This window comes from Corallococcus aberystwythensis (assembly GCF_003612165.1).
Classification (GTDB): domain Bacteria; phylum Myxococcota; class Myxococcia; order Myxococcales; family Myxococcaceae; genus Corallococcus; species Corallococcus aberystwythensis.
Map to the genome: position 1 here is coordinate 12,652 of NZ_RAWK01000114.1, position 16,872 is coordinate 29,523.

The following is a 16,872-nucleotide window of genomic DNA, read 5'->3' on the forward strand; positions in this document are numbered from 1 at the left end:
ACTAGTCGAAATCATCGTCGAGATCGGGGTTTTCGCCACCGCCGAGCACCCGCTCTTCTCGCATCCTGGCGACGAACCCTGGCGCGTCTCCTGTAAGATGACTACCGTCTTCCTTGCTGCCCAGACCATCGTCGTCGCTTGCATAGATCTGCATGCCGCTTTCCCGGGCGACGAGCACCAAGCACTGGCGGCCAATGCCCTGGTGCACGAAGGAGCCGCCTAGGCCGTCCAGGTACGCGCGACTCAAGTACAGAGTATTCGGTGAGCGTTCGTCTCTCTCAATTACACGGAATTCCAGAGCACCGATCCTGTCACCCTCAGGGACCGTATAAACGGTCGCAGTGTAGTCGCCATCGCTGATGTCGATCAGGACGTCTCGCCCGCCTTTGGTCTTGAAATCGTGTTTCACGTCTACCCATCTCCTTTAGCCCATTCGGTCGCAGGCCACAGGATGGCTGCCTCACGTCGTCCGTGCAATACCGTGCCGGTTGGAGCGGACTGGGCCAACAGCGGGCCGTGTCCTGAGCCGACCGCAGGGCATCGGTCTCTCAGCGACTATGTCCAATCACTTCGTGGACACTCCACTTATCCTTTGGCCGAGTGGAGATTAACGGGCGGGCTTCCGCTGTTGCTCCGGGTGTGAGTGCGCACACGAGAAGCCAAGGGTTGAAGCTGAAGCAGGCGGACAGCGCAGCGCTGGAGGCGCTGACGCACCAAGAACGCGAGTCGGTGCGGGTGTTGCGGCGAGCCCGGGTGCTGCAACTACTAGCGGCGGGCTGGACGGTCGTGGGCGTGGCCGAGGCGGCGGGTGTCACAGAGACCACGGTGCGCACCGTCCGAAGACGCTACCGGGAGGAGGGATTCAGCGCAGCGCTCCATGAGAAACCGCGTCCCGGGGCCTCGCGGCGTCTCACGGAGAAGCAGGCCAGCGAGGTGGTCGCCATGGTGTGTGCACTGCCGCCCGAAGGGCATGCCCGCTGGACGGTCCGCCTCATTACGCAGGAAGCGGTGCGCCGGGGCCTGGTTCCGAAGGTTGGGCGCGAAACCGTGCGCGAACTCCTCCTGCGCCATGACTTGAAACCGTGGCGGGAAAAAATGTGGTGCGTGCCAAAGCTGGACGCCCAGTACGCCGAGCGAATGGAAGACGTGCTGGAACTGTACCAGCGACATCTGTGTCCAACTGAACCCGCTGTTTGCTTCGATGAGCGGCCCGTGCAGCTGCTGGAGTGGGTACGTCCAGCATCACCCGCATGCGCTGGGCGTGAGGCACGTCGGGACTACGCATACTTCCGCTGTGGAACGGCCAATCTCTTCTGCGCGGTGGAGCCCAAGGCGGGATGGCATTTCGTGAAGGCCACAGCCAATAGAAAGAGTCCGGCGTTTGCCGAAGCCCTCCAGGACATCGCCAAGAGGCACCCGGAGGCGAACACCATTCACTTGGTGCTGGACAATCTCAGTACCCACAGCCGCCATGCGTTGGAGGTACGGTACGGGGCACGTGCAGGGCGTCGGCTCTGGCGTCGATTCACTCCGCACTACACGCCCATCCACGGCAGTTGGCTCAATCAGGCGGAGGTGGAGATTTCCCTTCTCTCCCGGCAGTGTTTGGGGAGCCGACGCATCCCCACGCTCGACAAGCTCCGCTGCGAAACGCAGGCATGGCAGAAGTAGGCCAACCGCCAGCGAGTCCGGATTCGCTGGCAATTCACCGTGCCGAAGGCCCGGGCGAAGTTCCATTACCAGCCCACAGACTTCACCCGGTCATAGGACTAAGGGGGCCGTGCTCGCAGGCTTGCCTTCGGCGGCATGTCCGCCGGCTTTGGGGGCAGGGCGTGGTTGAGCACCGCCTTGTCCGGATCCGCTGACTCTTTGAACTGTACTTTCCTTATGAGGCACTCGTGCAGCATGAGCCGCAGGAGGACCACGTCCGACTACACGCAGACCGCCTCACGCCCGCCCAGCAACTCCTCCAGGACGTGTGCGCGCGGCGGTTCTTCACACGCTTGCTACTGCGCCCGCGCAGCACTGCGAAGAGAAAGCGAATGCGAAAATGGTGCGGCGGCTTAAATACTTGACGGCCCAGCAACTGGAGGAGCGGCGGCTTGTGCGGGACGACTCCTGCGAGAGGGGTACCTGCCGCAGGCGGAAATGGCACGTCGGGTGACACACTCAAGCCGCGCTTCCGGTACGGCATCATCCTCGAACCGAGAGGACTCCCGGCCTGACGCACTGACAGACCTCAGTGCGTCAGATGCTGGGTCTCGAGGTTGCCAAACTCGGTGCCGGGCTGGAGGAGGTGCTCTCCATTTCGAATTGAGAGCAGGGACAGATTGCCTACGGCTTCTTCCAGATTTCTAAAGCCGCCGCACGATACAGTTCTACCCTCTCCTCAATTTCTGCCTTTGAGAATGATGGCATGGCGCGAAGCTTTATGTTGGGGTGACTCGCCGTGAAGACATTTACATTGGGATTGTTTTGATAAAATCCCGCACACAGGCTTTGTGCTAGGACGTTCTCTGTTGAGTATGCGGAGAGCTTGTCTGTGTAGGATTTGTCTTGCAGGGAGCGATTTCTTGATCTGGGCAACAAAACAAGGGCCCCCAGTCGATTGCGGAGTTCGTTGTACTCAGCCTGAGTACTGAAGCCCATTTGCGTCACGTCTTGTGCGGTTGTGCAGAGTAGGTGCTCGATATCAAATGTTCTTGCGCCGCGATCTCGCTGTACGTACACGTCAAAGCCAACTGAGTTCGTCAGTTGAATGTTTTTCTCAAGGAAGTCTGCGATTCTAGATAGAATATGCAGGATATCGGAGCGCTCAGATTTGGCATAGCTCAAGTTTCCAATCAGGCGCACAGCCTGTAGGTGTGAGTCCCACTCGCCGCGCACGTAGGCCAATACAGAGCTGTAATCCAACCCTCTGATGCTTTTTGTGATGCCGTAAGAGATGTCTCGAAGGTTGTCGTAATTGTTCTCCTTTCCTTCGATTGAACGCGATGTGAGAATTAGGTCCAGAAATCTAGATGTAATTTGCAGCTTGTTTTGCCACTCGGTGTTGGTGTCGTTGGGCTTGACTGGGGCCAGGAGCACCATTGCCTGCAGTGAGTATTTGTGAGTGGAGTTGTAGAATATGTGCTCGTATGTCGAGTCAAAAGAGTCCTCTGCATGCCGGATTGCAGCGTAGATGCCGGCGTACTTAGTGATCTCGTCTCTTGAGAATCTCGCGTAGTCGTCGGATGTTATAATCCCAAGATTATTGGCATTTTCGACAAACCAGCGATGGTATGAATCTCCAATGTAATCAAAATCGCCTGGTGCATCTCCTTTTTTCTTCCCGCGAATAGTGTTGGACCATCGCGCACGAAACATGTCGCGAAAAAACAATGAGTCCTCTTCTGCGCCCAGTCGTCGTAGGTCGTTGACTGTCTTCACCCATAGTTCATGGCATTTTTGATTGACCTCTGAATCTGTCACCTTTGACAGTATGTGGCCTTTCAGAAGATCGATTGGCCCCAGGCGGAGCCCACGATCGTTCATGGTGACAAAGACTCGATGGGCGTCGTTCTCACTAGCTACGGAGATTTCAATCAACTCAACCTTCTCAATAAGATAGTCGATAAAGAACTCGACATGACGCTTTACGGTTGAATGAATTTCTTTGTCGACGGACTTTAGCGCTTCGATTACCTTTTGGTCTCCGCTGTCCAGGCTTGGGAGAGAGTCGATATTCTCCATGGCGGCAGAAGCGGATTGGTCTTGATTTAGGTATTCTCGAAAAATGCTTCGTCTTGAGTCCGAAAATCCAATGGTGTAGTCAATTGTTCCGTAACTTGTGCGTTGAAGAAGCGTGGTCAGATCCTCAACATTGCTAATCTTGCTGTCATGGCAGTATCGCTTAAGGTAGGCTAGCAGGATGAAGATGGATGTGAGTCGCTGTTGACCATCTACGATGGGCTTTTGACCGCCCTTTTCAGCAGAAGTGATTATGGAGCCTAAAAAATAGCTACGGTAAGAGGCAACCTCTTTACGGCCGTGAGTCGGATCGTACGATTCCAGGAAGGCGCCTTGAATGTCGCTCAATAATTCAATGAAGTGTTTTGACTCCCATTTGTAGTCGCGTTGGAATGTTGGGAGTGTGTATCGACTTTGAAAACAAGTCTTGATGGGCTTGATTGCTACGTTGATGTCGCTCACGGTGGCCTCATTGAGTTGTAGTGCTTCCGAATATGGAGATGAAATTTACACTGCTTTGCATCCAGTGGCCTGAAGAAGATTGAGGCAACTGCTGGCGCACTTGGTGTGTAGGTCGGGCTCGACCACATTGCTTGCTAGCAGCAGGCTTGACACTTCCACGGGTTGCGGGGGCGAAGTCTGACTTGCTGTGTTCAAGACCTAGGCCTCTAGGAGGTCTGGGACCACCTCGTTCAGGTGCATCAGGTCAAGGTGGATGGCTCGTGATCTGCAAAGGCAGTCCCAACCGGAAATGCCTTGCAGCAAGCCCGATGAGAGCGTTCAGTCGGGTGCGAGTGCACCGCAACGTCCACTCTTCACCGGGCCCATATCTCGGCCCCGGCGCTGCTGCTCGTCGAGCAGCAGGTGAAGAATTTTAATGAGCTTGGTCTTAATAAGCCCGGCGGCTATTCCTCCACGGCCTCCTGGGGCTCCTGGAAGTCCACGTCGAAGTTGACGCGCTGGCCGGGCTCGATGGTGAAGGTCTTCTGCCAGTGCGACGGGCCCACGGTGACGTTGAGGCGGTGGTAGCCCTCGTAGACGTCCAGCTCTTCCACCGGCACCGTGCCCGCAGGCTTGCCGTCGATGGTGACGTTGGCTCCGGCGGGGCCTCGCACGTTGATGAAGGCCTTGTTGAGGAAGAACTGGTAGGCGGAGCGGCCCGTGGGCGCCACCGTCACGGTGCGCGACACCGAGATACCCAGCGCGCCGTTGGTGAAGGTGAGCAGGTGCTTGCCCGGCGGCAGCGACGCGGACAGCGGCGTGCGGCCCAAGAGCGCGTTGTTGAGCGTGACCTCCACGCGCGGATCCACCGTGAGGTCCAGGATGCCCATCGTCGGGCCCGCGTCCACACCGGCGTCCTCCACGCCCGCGTCCTCGATGCCCGCGTCGAAGGGCTCGGCCACCACGATGGGCAGGCCCGCGTCGAACGTCTCCACCGTCATCGTGCCCTGGAGCTGACGCTGGACGATCACCGCGCCCGCGCCGAGCGTCAGCACGAGACCACCCACCACGAATGGCACCCAGGAGCGTGAAGGCTTCTGCGTCGCAACGGTCTGCGCCACAGCGGGACTCGCCGCGCCGCCGAAGATGGGGCCCGTGGGCCGCGTCTCCGTCGACGTCGTGGGAGCAGGGGAGGGCGTCACGGTCTGCGCCGTGGCGCCGTGAGGGCCCTGACCCTTGGCCGGGCTCGCGGTGCTCGCGGCAGCGCTCTGCGCGACGTGCGCGGACGTCGGGGCCTGCGGCGTGCTCTGCGCGACAGCGGAGGACGCGGCCTGCACGGGCGCGGAGGCCTGCGCGTCCGGAGCCTGCGTGGAGCTGGAAGCCTGCGGCGAGGTGGCCACGGGCTGCACGGGGGCGGGCTTGTTGCCCTCCGCCGAAACGAACTCCGGCACCTTGCTCTTCACGGGCTCCGCGAGTCCCACGCCCTGCGCGATGAGCTCCGCGATCTGCGGAGCGGGCATGCCTGCCTTCGACAGCGCCTCCGCGATGCCCTTCTCAATCGTCGCCCGCCGCGCCGCGCGCGCTTCGCTCTCCGGCGGGAACAGCTTCGCCAGGTGCGCCGCGAACTCCTCATGCTCCGGCAGCTTCCCGATGGCCTCCACCAGCGCCTCGCGGAACGCGAGCGCCGACGGGTAGCGCTCCAGCGCGCGCTTCGTCGTCGCGCGGCGCACCACCGCATCCAGCTTCAGCGGCACGTCCGCCGGCATCGGGGGCAGGGCGCGGTTGAGCACCGCCTTGTCCGGATCCGCCGACTCCTTGAACGGCATCTTCCCCGTGAGGCACTCGTGCAGCGTGAGCCCCAGCAGGAACACGTCCGACTGCACGTTGACCGCTTCACGCCCACCCAGCAGCTGCTCCGGGGAGGTGTACGCGCGCCGGTTCTTCACGCGCTTGCCACCGCGCTCGCGCGGCGCCACGGACAGCGCGCCGTAGCCCGTCACCTTCGTGAAGCCGCTGAAGGACACCATCAGCGTCTCGGGCCGGATGTCTCCGTGCACCAGCGGCGAACCGTCGTCGTTGCCCGCCACGTGCGCGTAGTGCAGCCCCATGGCCGCGTCCGCCACCACCAGCGACGCGAACGCGGGCGACATGCGCGGGTTGGCTTCCAGCACGCGCCGCAGGGGCTCGCCGTCCGCGAACTCCGTGACTCGCGCCAGGCCGCCGTCCAGCTTCTCCAGGCCGTGCACGCGCAGGATGTTCGGATGCTCGAAGACGATGGCGCGGTTCGTCTCGCGCTCCAGCCGTCCCACCAGCTCCGGGTTCTGGGCAATCTCGGGCGGTGCCCAGATGAGAACGACGGGGCGGGGCGTGGCGCCTTCCTCCAGCGACAGGCCGAGGAAGGCACGCGAGCCCTCTCCAGCAAGGAGGGGGCCGAGTGATTGATAGCGAGGCGAACTCATGGGAACGGCATGCTAGTGCCCTTCCCATCGATCCTGGAATCCCCGGGATGTACCTAGAGGCGCTGGCCTTCAAAAGGCAGCGTCAGGTGGTAGCCGTAACGCCCGCGTCGCACGAGCAACAGCACGCTACGTCCCCGTCGCGCCGTCAGCAGGGCTTCACGGAAAGTATCACCCGTGGGGACAGGCTGATTGTTCATCCGCAACAGCACGTCCCCCGGCTCCAGGCCAATCTCCGAGGCAGCCGACCCCGGCCGCACCGCGGAGATGGCCATGCTGCCTTTATTCTCCTTCACTCGGAGTCCCAGCTTCTCCCACGCCAGGGTTTCAAGCAGGCGAGCAGGAAATTCAACCGGAGTCACCTGCACCGTGCGGTTCGCGCCTGCTCGGAAGAGCACCAAGGGGAAGACCGAGCGGGCCGGATAACCGCGCACGCGTGAGTCGAAATCCTCCGCGTCCTGGATGCGCGAGCCGCCCAGTTCCGCGACCACGTCACCGCGCTGCACACCGGCCTGCGCGGCGGGGCTGTCCGGATCCACGTTCGTCACGATGACGCCGTACGTGCGGTCCCACCCGAGCCGCGCGGCCACCTGCGCGCGCAGGTCCGCCGTGTCCATGCCCACCCACGCCGGGCGCACCTTCCCGAAGCGCGTGAGCTCCTCCACGATGCGCCGCACCTTGTCCGCGGGGATGGCGAAGCCGATGCCCTGGCCGTTGGCGTAGATGGCGGTGTTGATGCCGATGATCTCCCCGTCCACGTTGAGCAGCGGCCCGCCGGAGTTGCCCGGGTTGATGGCCGCGTCCGTCTGGAGGAAGTCGTTGTAGACGCGGTCGTCCGCGCGGAAGGTGCGGCCCGTGGCGGACACCACGCCCGCGGTCACCGTCTTGCTCAGGCCGAACGGGCTGCCAATGGCCACCACCGTCTCGCCAATCATCAGGTCACTGCTGGTGCCCAGCTTCGCGGTGGGCAGGGGCTCTTTCGCGTTGACCTTGAGGACGGCCAGGTCGTTGTTCGCGTCGCTGCCCACCACCTCCGCGTCGAACGTGCGCCCGTCCGCGAGCACCACGTGGATGGCGGACGCGCCCCGGATGACGTGGTCGTTGGTGACGATGATGCCGGACGGGTCGATGATGGCGCCGCTGCCCAGGCCCTGGATGCGCTGGCGCGTCTCAGGCTGATCCACCCCCTGGCCGAAGAACTCCTCCAGCGGCGAGCGGCCCCGGCCCCGGAAGCGTGACTCCACCTCCTGCTCGGTGCCGATGTAGACGACCGCCGGAGAGACCTTCTGCACCACCTCCACCACGTCGCTGCGGCGCCGGGACAGGTCCGCGTGCGCCGGAAGCGCCAGCACGAGCCCCGTCAGCAAGAGCCCCCACCGGATGTGTGCTGCCCTCATGACCTTCCTCCCTACGCCGCCGGAAATTGTCTCCCGGAAGACAGTCTGAATGTCGGGAAGGCCGCAGCCATTCCCTGGGTATCTGGAAGCGGCGTCCGGCTCTTCATAGACCAGATGGTGCGGCCGTGATCGCACGCACTTTCAGGCAGAACGTCCTGCCCCGGGCCCGATTGCGGCGTTGGGGGAGCAGGGCGGGTCCTGGGCGTCCCGGCGCGGCGTGTTGCTTGAAGCCCGCGGGGGCCGAGGGAGTGGTTCCACATGAGTCTCGTCCTGGTCGCGGATGATGAACCCGCGGTGCTGGAAGTCCTGAGCCAGGTGATTGAGGACCTGGGGCACGACGTGGTGCGCGCGCGGGATGGCGAGGAGGCGCTGGCGCTCGCCCGCGCCCACCGTCCGCGGCTGGTGGTGACGGACCACATGATGCCGCGCATGAGCGGCATGGAGCTGTGCAGCCGGCTGAAGCAGGAGCCCGGCCTGCGCGAGGTGCCCATTATCCTCCTGAGCGCCGTGCTCCAGCAGGGCTCGCCGGACGCGGCCGCGTTCCTCAACAAGCCCTTTGAGATCACCGACTTCGAGACGCTGATCCACGACGTGCTGGAGAAGGCCCCCGCCGTGCCCCCGGAGCCCGCGACGCCCGTGGAGGCGCTGGGCCGCTGGGTGGCGCAGTCGCTCCAGGGCCCGCTGGAGGCCGCGCGCGACCAACTGCGCACGCTTCGCGACCTGCCCCCGCCGGGCAAGGGCGCGGTGGAGGCGCTGGGCGCGCAGTTGCAGTCCCTGGAGCGGATGGGGCGCTACCTCCAGGATGCCGCCCGTCTGAGCTCGGGCAGCGTGACGTTGCGGCCGGTGGAGGGCGACCTGCGCCGGCACCTGGAGGCGTCCATCGCGAGGTGCCGCACGACGGGGCCCGGCGTGCCGGTGGAGGTGATGGTGCCCCCGGAGGCGGTGGGCCTGCGCTTCGACCCGGAGCGCCTGGAGCAGGTGTTCGACGTGCTCTTGTCGAACGCGGCCCGGCAGGGCGGGGTGCGCGTGCAGCTGGAGGCGTCCCCGGAGCAGGTGCTGGTGCGCGTGAGCGACCCGGGGCCGGGCATCCCCGAAGCGGAGCTGCCCCGGCTGTTCCAGCCCTTCCCGGAGGGCCCCGCGCGAGGCGAGGCGCTGGGGTTCTACGTGGCGTCGGAGCTGGCGAAGCTGCACGGCGGCGCGCTCTCCGCCGAGTCGCGCCCCGGTGAGGGCGCGACCTTCAGCGTGTCGCTGCCGCGCGTGGCATGAGGCCTCAGGCCTTCTGCGACTTCAGCATCCAGCCAATCATCTTGTAGAGCAGGCGGGCGCCCACGTTGGCGTCCCACTCGCTGCCTTCCGGGTCGGGGGCCACTTCGGTGAGGTCGAAGCCGACGATGGTGCGGCCCGAGCGCACGACGCCCGCGACGAGCGCGGTGGCCTCCGGGAAGGACAGGCCGCCGGGGACGGGGGTGCCGGTGTTCGGGCACAGCACGGGGTCCAGCCCGTCGATGTCGAAGGACAGGTAGACCTGCTGCGGCAGCTGGTCGACGATCTGCTTCACCTGCTGGTTCCAGGGCAGGCCGTCGAAGCGGTTCTGCTGGAGGACGGCGTCGTAGAAGGCGTGGATGCGGCCGCCGGAGCCTTCGATGTAGCGGTGCTCGTTCTCGCTCATGTCGCGCAGGCCCACCTGGACCAGCGTCTTCACGCCCGGGATGCGCTCGCACACGTTGTAGAAGATGGACGCGTGCGACCAGGTGAAGCCCTCGTACGCGACGCGCAGGTCGGCGTGCGCGTCCAGGTGCAGCACGCCCATGCCGGGGTACTTCTCCGCGTGGGCCTGGATGATGCCGTACGAGATGGCGTGGTCTCCGCCCACGGCGGCCACGCGCTTGCCCTGCTCCAGCCAGTGCTTCGTGGTGCGGTAGACGTGCTCATTGAGCTTCTCGCTGAAGCCGTTCACGTCCTTCGCGGCGGCGAGCAATTCGGCCTCGCCGGACTCGATGCCGCCCGCTTCGATGACGAGCAGGGCGCGCTCCCTGGCGCGCTCGTTCCACTCGAGCAGTTCGGCGGGAGCCTCCAGCATGGCGATGCCGCGCTCGTAGGGCCGGCCGGTCTCCACGTCGAACAGGTCCACCTGCTTGCTGGCCTCCAGCAGGGCGGCGGGGCCGTTGGACGTGCCGCCGCCGTAGCTGGTGGTGGCCTCGAAGGGCACGGGGATGACGACGACGTGGGCCTCGTCGGGAGAGTGGGGGAGGCCGAAGATGCCGGAGCCCGGCTGCGCCGCGGCGGCGGGGTCGAATTGGGTAGCCATGGCGGCGCAGGATACGGTTCCGTTCCCCGGGCGCAATGGCTTCGGTGGTGCCTGGCGGCAGGGCAGGGAGGAAACGGATGGCGACCCGGAAGAAGACGGTGGCGAAGCGCAAGGGACGGCTCACGGTGGACGACGTGCGCGAAATGGCGCTGGCCCTGCCGTCGACGGAGGAGCGCCCCTCCTACGGCACGCCCGGGTTCCGGGTGAGCGACACGCTCTTCGCGCGGGTGCTGGACGACGACTCCATCGTCATCAAGGTGGACTTCGACCACCGCGAGGCCCTGCTGCAATCACAGCCAGACGTCTTCGAGGTGACGCCGCACTACCAGGACTGGCCCATGGTCATCGTCCGGCTCACCACCGTGAAACGGCCCCTGCTGCAATCCCTGCTCAAGGAAGCATGGCGCCGGTGTGCCTCCGCCAAGGTGCTGAAGGCGCAGGAGCCCACGGCCCCCAAGCCGGCGGCGAAGAAGAAGAAGGCTCCCGCCCGCAAGCGGACCGTGTAGCGGCTCAATCCCAGCGCACCACGATCTTGCCCACGGTGCCGTTGCCCGCCATCCGCTCCAGTCCGGAGCGGAGCTCCGTCATGGGCAATACGGCATCCACCACGGCCTTCAGCGCGCCGGAGTCGAACAGCGGCAACAGCTGACGCTCCGCCACCTGCGTGAGGAGCATCTTCTCCTCCGCGGGCCGGCTGCGGAGCACCGTCCCCGTGAGCGTGAGCCGCTTGCGCATCACCAACCCCAGGTCCAGCTCCGCGCGGGCACCCGCCACGGAGCCCACCTGCATCAGCCGCCCCCGGGGCGCCATGGCCTTCACCGACTCCGGCAGGTAGGCGCCGCCCACCAGGTCCAGGCACACGTCCGCGCCCCGGCCCCCGGTCGCCGCGAGCACCGCGTCCGCGAACACCGGCGGGTTGCTCTCACACAGCACCGTGTGGCCCACGCCCCACTCAGAGGCCCGCGCCAGCTTCTGTGCGCTCCGCCCCGTGCCCACCACCCGCACGCCCATGGCCCGGCAGAGGAGCGCCGCGGCGGAACCCACGCCGCTCGCCACCGCGTGCACCAGCACCGTCTCTCCGGGCCGCAGGTCCGCCTGGAGCACCAGCGCGTCGTACGCCGTGAGGTACGCCTCCGGCAGCGCCGCCGCGTCCGCGAAGTCCAGGCCCTGGGGCATGCGCAGCACCTCGCGCTCGTGCGTGGTCAGCACCTCGCTCCACGCGCCCCCGCCGACGAGCCCCATCACCCGGTCGCCTGGCTGGAACTTCCGCGCGCGCGGGCCCACCGCCACCACCTCGCCCGCGTACTCCAGGCCCGGCACGTCCTGGGGCGCGTCCGGCGGCGGCGGATAGGCGCCGCGCACCTGGAGCAGGTCCGCCCGGTTCAATGCGCTCGCCCGCACCCGCACCTGCACGTCGTGGGGCCCTGGCACCGGCTCCGGCCGTTCGTCGAACGCGAGGACCTCTGGACCGCCCGGCTTCGTGATGCGCACGACCTTCATGTCCCTGCCCCCTGCGCTGGAAGAAGCACCACCGTTACAGCAACAACCGCGTCACCAGTCCGAAGTACGCCAGCAGCGTGATGTTGTCGGACACCGCCAGCACCAGCGGCGCGGACGCCAGGTGCGGATCCACCTTCAGCCGCTTGAAGAGGAACGGCAGCACGCCGCCCAGGCACGAGGCCAGCGTGGCGGACACCGTCACCGCCACGAACAGCGCCAGGGGAAAGCCGAACCCCGTCGAATAGAAGCGCCCCAGCAGCGCCACCACCGTCGCCGCCATCAGGCCGGCCAGGCTCGCGGCCAGCACCTCGCGCCCCACCACCTTCTTGTCCACCTCGCCGTGCGAGACCATCGACACCGACACCGCGGTCGTCTGCACGCCCAGGCTCTCCGACAGCACCAGCACCATGGGGATGAAGGCGCTCACCACCACCAGCTCCGCCACCGTGTGCTCGAACAACCGCGTCGTCGTGGCCGCCAGGAACCCGCCCGCGATGTTCACGAGCAGCCACGGGAAGCGCTTGAGCGCCATGCGCCCCGGCCGCGTCTCCTTCTCCTCGCCCTGGGGCAGGCCCACGAAGCGGTAGACCTCGTCGCGCACGCGGCCCTCCACCTCGTCGAAGAGCGTGTCGGAGAACGCGTCCACGAACTGGTTCATCTCCACCACGCCCACGATGCGGTCTTCCGCGTCCACCACCGGGAACGCCAGGAAGCGGTAGGTGACGAAGAAGTCCTCCACCACCGCGTCGGACGCGTCCACCGGCAGCTTCACCACCCGCGTGAACATCAGCGACGCGATGCGCTCGTCGGGGGCCGCGCGGATCAGCTTGCGGATGGGTACCACGCCCACCAGCCGGCCAGCCGGGTCACACGCGTAGCAGTAGAAGATCTCTCCCGTGCCGGGGTGGGCGCGCAGCTTCTCCAGCGCCTGGGCGACCGTGTCCTCCACGCCCACGGAGGTGAAGTCCCGGGACAGCCGGTCGCTCTGCAACAGCGTGAAAGCGGTCTCCGGAGGGGGCTGCACGAGGCGGCGCACGAAACGTCCTGGCCCGCCGGAGCGTCAAGGCTTATCTAGGACTCCATCCGCCATGCCACTCGCGCCGTGTCCCATCTGTCAGAAGCCCGTGCCTCCGCGTCCGGAGAACACCTCTCAACCCTTTTGCTCGCGCCGCTGCCGCGCCGTGGACCTGGGCCGCTGGCTGGGCGAGGAGTACCGCGTGCCCGACCGTCAGGCCGAGCAGCAGGAGGACGAGCTGCCCTCCGACGGTGAGCCGCGCCGGCACGACGCCTGAGCCGCCGGGCGTTGGAGAATTCCCGGCTCACTCGAACGACAGGGCAGGGGAGCGTGCCGCCGGAGGGCCCGCGCCCGTGCGCCCCTGGGGGCAGGGGACAGGCGTGCCTCTGGAGTCGCGGGAGGAGTGACGGTATACCCGCTGGCCGTGAAACGCGCCGTCAACCTCATCGCCAGCCTGCTCGTCACCGTTGCCTTCATGTGGTGGGCCTTCCGGGACACGGACGTGTCCACGCAGATCGCCAGCCTCAAGGCGGCCAACTACACGTGGATCTTGCCGTACTGCGTGTGCCTCACCCTCGTGCACATCTTCCGCACGTTGCGCTGGGGGTCGTTGCTGTCGGGCATGGAGCGCGTCCCGTTCCGCAAGCTGAACGAGGCGTCCGGCATCGGCTTCATGATGCTGCTGGTGCTGCCGTTCCGGCTGGGTGAGTTCGCGCGGCCCTTCCTCATCGCCCAGCGCAGCTCCATCCGCCGCAGCGCGGCCATGACGTCCGTGGTGCTGGAGCGCATCGTGGACGGCCTCTTCGTCGCGGCGATGTTCCGCGTGCTGCTCTTCTTCGTGCCGACGGAGACCCCCGAGGTCCGGTATGTGAAGCTGGGCGCGTGGCTGATGTTCGCCGTGTTCGGCGGCGGCCTGATGTTCCTGCTGCTGGGCCTGTGGCAGCAGGAGCGCACGGTGCGGCTGGTGCGCGCCACCGTGGGCCGCTTCTCCCCGGGCATCGCGGACAAGGTGGCGGACATCGTGGACACCTTCGTGGGGGCCATGCGTCAGCTCCCCGACCGCAAGCACGTCGCCCTCTTCTTCCTCTACACGGTCGCCTACTGGGGCGTGAACGGCCTGGGCATGGCGCTGCTCGCGCGCGCCTTCGACTGCTCGGGGGCGGCGCCGGGCATGGCCTGCGAGGCCATGAACCTGTCGCTGTTCCAGTCCTACATCGTGATGTGCGTGCTGGTGGTGGGGTCGATGATCCCCGCCGCGCCCGGGATGATGGGCACCTTCCAGGCCGCCACCAAGGTGGGCCTGGGGTTGTTCATGCCCGCCGCGATGGTGAACGCGCACGGGCTCGCCTACGCGAACGTGCTGTGGATGTGCCAGACGGTGCAGCAGATCACCTTCGGCCTCATCCTGCTGTCCATCAGCCACATGTCCTTCCGTGAGCTGGCGGGGAAGATGAAGAAGGATGACGACACCGGGGTCACCCGCTCGTCGGCGGCCTGAGGCCGTCCGTCACTACGGGGCGGGCTGGGTGGCCTGTCCTCCGTCGGAGGCCGGCGGGGACGCGGGAGGGACCTGCTGGTGGCGCACGCTGTTCCTCACCTGCTCGGAGACGGCGGCGGGGTCCACGGTGCCCTTGAAGGTGCCGAAGGGCGTCTTCACGGTCTGCTCGCGCCGGCCGTCGGTGCCCGGCGGGCCGCACCAGGCCTTGTCCTGATCCTCCAGCGTGCCCACGGGCGTGCGCACCGCGGTGCGCGTCTCGGTGGTGGACTTGGCGACGAGCACCTGGTCGCGCATCAGCACGCAGTGGTCCTCGTCGAAGTACCAGGCCGCCGAGCCGTCCCCGAACTCCTGTGCCCGCGCCGGCCCCTTGCCCATGGTGTCCGCCACCTGGGCGGCCGTCATGCCGGGGTAGAGCTTCTCGAAGCCGGGGGCGGCGCAGCCGGTGGCGGCCAGCGCGAGGAGGGCGGACAGCAGGGCGGGACGCATCAGGGCGCGGCTCCGAAAAGAAGGGGAGGCGGCGGACCCTAGCGTGTTCCTCCCGGGCGGCTCCAGGTGGGCCCTGGAGACGATGACGGGAGGACTACAGCTCCTGCTCCAGCCAGCGCCACAGACGCTCGCGCAGTGCCCGGGCGCGGCGGCGGAGCAGGGGGCGGCTCACGACTCGCCCTGCGTCTTGGCGGGCATGCGGCCGTACTTGGAGAGCAGGTCCTCCACGGCCTCGCGCAGGTACTCGCTCTGGTGGATGCGGGTGCGCCGCGCCAGCTCGCGCAGCTTGTGCACCTGCTCCTCGGGGACGAGGACGTGGGTGGAGACGATGTCGGCCTCGGGGCTTCGGACCTCACCGGGTTCCACCGCGGACGGGGACGACGGAGCGTCGGGGCTCAGCGGGCTGGCGCTTCCATCCTGCATCGGGCTTCCTCCAGGAATGCTGCTACAGGCCGCTACCGACCTGGCGTGGGCATTAGGGGGCCGCCCTCTCGTGTCGTCAAAAAAAGGAACACGCGCCGCGCCGGGTTGACTTGGAAGCCGGTGCGCTGGTACTCGCGCACCTACGTAAGGGGAGTAGTTCCCGCCCGGTGGTGAGGGGCGGAGGGGAGCTCGACACACTGGCTGGTGACAGCCCGGGCCCCCATCTCGTGAAGCGCGCGAGACGAACGAGACCTTCGGACAGGGATTCAATGCTCCCTGGCCGAGGTCCGTCGTGCGCGCTCCTCCCTGACGCGCTCCCCTACGACGGCTTCCGCGCCAGGAACTGGGATGGGGTGCCATCGTGTCGTTGGAAGCCATTGTCGGTTCATTCGTCCTCGTCGCCGCCAGCGAGATGGGGGACAAGACGCAGCTGTTGGCGTTCTCGCTGGCGTCGCGCTTCCGCAAGCCGTGGGTGGTGCTGGGCGGCATCTTCGTGGCCACGGTGGCCAACCACGCGCTGGCGTCGTCCGTGGGCACGTGGGTGTCCGTGCACGTCCCCGCGCGGGTGATGGCGCTGATCCTGGCGGTGCTGTTCCTGGGCTTCGGCCTGTGGACGCTCAAGCCCGACACGCTGGATGAAGACGGCGGCAAGCCCCCGCGCTTCGGCGCCTTCCTCACCACGGTGGGGCTCTTCTTCATCGCGGAGATGGGGGACAAGACGCAGCTGGCCACCATGGCGGTGGCCGCGCGCTACCAGGCCCCGGTGCTGGTGACGCTGGGCACCACCGCGGGGATGCTGCTGTCGGACGGCCTCGCGGTGTTCCTGGGCGACCGGCTGTCCGGGCGGGTGAACATGAAGTACGTGCGCTGGGTCACGGCCGCGCTCTTCTTCCTCTTCGGCTTCGTGTCGCTCTGGACGGCCTGGCGCGGCTGACGAAGCGTGGAACGGCTACTTCGCCTTCAGGCTCGCCGTGTCGATGACGAAGCGGTAGCGCAAGAAGGCCGCCAGGGGCGTGGGGGCTTCCGGCGCGCCCACGATGATCAGGGATGTAGACCTGCCAGGGGAGCATCCGGGAGACTGCCGCGACCATGAGCCAGGAACGTCTCCAGCAATCCCAGTCCGCAGGTCCCCATCACCTCCTCTCCCGCCTGGTCGGCGCGTGGGAGGGCGTCGCGCGCACGTGGTTCCAGCCCGACAAGCTGGAGGACGAATCGCCCATCTCGGGCACCTTCCGGAGCGTGCTCGACGGCCGCTTCGTGGTGCACGAGTACACGTCCGCGATGGGCGGCAAGCCGCTGTCCGGCGTCGCGACGCTGGGCTACCACCTGGACAAGCAGCAGTTCACCATGTCGTGGGTGGACACCTTCCACGTCGGCACGGACATCATGCCCCTGCTGGGCGAGCCCGGGGTGAGCGACCGCATCTCCGTCACCGGCAGCTACTTCACGGGGGAGCAGTCACCCCGCTGGGGCTGGCGCGTGGACATTGAAGTGAAGGGCCCGGATGCGCTGGTCATCACGCACTTCAACATCGAGCCCGGAGCGGCGCCGCAGAAGGCCATTGAAATCCAGTACAAGCGCCGGAGCTGAGAGGCGCTGGGGGGCGTTTGGGGCGGGCC

16 protein-coding genes are annotated in these 16,872 nt (G+C 66.3%); 7 read left to right on the top strand and 9 right to left on the bottom strand.

Annotation, left to right across the window (positions count from 1 at the left end; all coding sequences use genetic code 11):
* Position 1: 1 nt before the first annotated feature.
* Complete coding sequence (locus D7W81_RS19830; RefSeq protein WP_120556947.1) at positions 2 to 409, bottom strand: hypothetical protein; 408 nt, start codon at positions 407 to 409, stop codon at positions 2 to 4.
* 257 nt (positions 410 to 666) lie between these two features.
* On the opposite strand from D7W81_RS19830, the gene D7W81_RS19835 reads away from it, so the two are divergent.
* Complete coding sequence (locus D7W81_RS19835; RefSeq protein ID WP_158621637.1) at positions 667 to 1,671, top strand: IS630 family transposase; 1,005 nt, start codon at positions 667 to 669, stop codon at positions 1,669 to 1,671.
* A 663-nt stretch (positions 1,672 to 2,334) separates the two neighbouring features.
* Here the strand turns inward: D7W81_RS19835 and D7W81_RS19845 are convergent.
* The 3 genes from D7W81_RS19845 to D7W81_RS19855 all read right to left on the bottom strand — a co-directional run bounded on the left by D7W81_RS19845 (position 2,335) and on the right by D7W81_RS19855 (position 8,023).
* On the bottom strand, positions 2,335 to 4,191 hold the full coding sequence (locus D7W81_RS19845; protein ID WP_120556949.1) for a DUF262 domain-containing protein: 1,857 nt from the start codon (positions 4,189 to 4,191) through the stop codon (positions 2,335 to 2,337).
* A 443-nt stretch (positions 4,192 to 4,634) separates the two neighbouring features.
* A complete protein-coding gene (locus D7W81_RS19850; RefSeq protein ID WP_120556950.1) occupies positions 4,635 to 6,629 on the bottom strand; it encodes a serine/threonine-protein kinase in 1,995 nt (664 codons plus the stop codon).
* A gap of 53 nt (positions 6,630 to 6,682) precedes the next feature.
* Positions 6,683 to 8,023, bottom strand: a complete 1,341-nt coding sequence (locus tag D7W81_RS19855; protein ID WP_120556951.1) for a trypsin-like peptidase domain-containing protein — start codon at positions 8,021 to 8,023, stop codon at positions 6,683 to 6,685.
* Positions 8,024 to 8,281: 258 nt separating this feature from the next.
* Between D7W81_RS19855 and D7W81_RS19860 the strand changes: the two genes are divergently transcribed.
* Positions 8,282 to 9,289: an ATP-binding response regulator gene (locus D7W81_RS19860; RefSeq protein WP_120556952.1), complete on the top strand. Its 1,008-nt coding sequence runs from the start codon at positions 8,282 to 8,284 to the stop codon at positions 9,287 to 9,289.
* Positions 9,290 to 9,293: 4 nt separating this feature from the next.
* Here D7W81_RS19860 and D7W81_RS19865 read toward each other — a convergent pair whose 3' ends face one another.
* On the bottom strand, positions 9,294 to 10,331 hold the full coding sequence (locus D7W81_RS19865; RefSeq protein WP_120556953.1) for an agmatinase family protein: 1,038 nt from the start codon (positions 10,329 to 10,331) through the stop codon (positions 9,294 to 9,296).
* Positions 10,332 to 10,408: 77 nt separating this feature from the next.
* Between D7W81_RS19865 and D7W81_RS19870 the strand changes: the two genes are divergently transcribed.
* Complete coding sequence (locus D7W81_RS19870) at positions 10,409 to 10,837, top strand: MmcQ/YjbR family DNA-binding protein (RefSeq protein WP_120556954.1); 429 nt, start codon at positions 10,409 to 10,411, stop codon at positions 10,835 to 10,837.
* A gap of 4 nt (positions 10,838 to 10,841) precedes the next feature.
* Here the strand turns inward: D7W81_RS19870 and D7W81_RS19875 are convergent, their stop codons facing one another.
* Together D7W81_RS19875 and D7W81_RS19880 are read right to left on the bottom strand one after the other, a co-directional pair.
* The gene (locus tag D7W81_RS19875; protein WP_120556955.1) at positions 10,842 to 11,831 is read right to left on the bottom strand and encodes an NAD(P)H-quinone oxidoreductase; all 990 of its coding nucleotides are present in this window, start codon (positions 11,829 to 11,831) and stop codon (positions 10,842 to 10,844) included.
* A 34-nt stretch (positions 11,832 to 11,865) separates the two neighbouring features.
* The gene (locus D7W81_RS19880) at positions 11,866 to 12,867 is read right to left on the bottom strand and encodes a magnesium transporter (protein WP_120556956.1); all 1,002 of its coding nucleotides are present in this window, start codon (positions 12,865 to 12,867) and stop codon (positions 11,866 to 11,868) included.
* 52 nt (positions 12,868 to 12,919) lie between these two features.
* Between D7W81_RS19880 and D7W81_RS19885 the strand changes: the two genes are divergently transcribed.
* Positions 12,920 to 13,123, top strand: a complete 204-nt coding sequence (locus D7W81_RS19885; RefSeq protein WP_120556957.1) for a DNA gyrase inhibitor YacG — start codon at positions 12,920 to 12,922, stop codon at positions 13,121 to 13,123.
* A gap of 147 nt (positions 13,124 to 13,270) precedes the next feature.
* Complete coding sequence (locus D7W81_RS19890; protein WP_120556963.1) at positions 13,271 to 14,344, top strand: lysylphosphatidylglycerol synthase transmembrane domain-containing protein; 1,074 nt, start codon at positions 13,271 to 13,273, stop codon at positions 14,342 to 14,344.
* Between the two features lie 12 nt (positions 14,345 to 14,356).
* On the opposite strand, the gene D7W81_RS19895 is transcribed toward D7W81_RS19890, so the two are convergent.
* Together D7W81_RS19895 and D7W81_RS19900 are read right to left on the bottom strand one after the other, a co-directional pair.
* Positions 14,357 to 14,830 carry a hypothetical protein gene (locus D7W81_RS19895; RefSeq protein WP_120556958.1) on the bottom strand — a complete coding sequence of 158 codons (474 nt, stop codon included), beginning with the start codon at positions 14,828 to 14,830 and terminating at the stop codon, positions 14,357 to 14,359.
* 168 nt (positions 14,831 to 14,998) lie between these two features.
* Positions 14,999 to 15,253, bottom strand: a complete 255-nt coding sequence (locus tag D7W81_RS19900) for a ribbon-helix-helix domain-containing protein (RefSeq protein WP_120556959.1) — start codon at positions 15,251 to 15,253, stop codon at positions 14,999 to 15,001.
* 367 nt (positions 15,254 to 15,620) lie between these two features.
* Here D7W81_RS19900 and D7W81_RS19905 point away from each other — a divergent pair, with 367 nt between their 5' ends.
* Positions 15,621 to 16,187, top strand: a complete 567-nt coding sequence (locus D7W81_RS19905) for a TMEM165/GDT1 family protein (RefSeq protein ID WP_120556960.1) — start codon at positions 15,621 to 15,623, stop codon at positions 16,185 to 16,187.
* Positions 16,188 to 16,342: 155 nt separating this feature from the next.
* Positions 16,343 to 16,843 carry a DUF1579 domain-containing protein gene (locus D7W81_RS19910; RefSeq protein ID WP_120556961.1) on the top strand — a complete coding sequence of 167 codons (501 nt, stop codon included), beginning with the start codon at positions 16,343 to 16,345 and terminating at the stop codon, positions 16,841 to 16,843.
* The last annotated feature ends 29 nt before the right edge of the window (positions 16,844 to 16,872 follow it).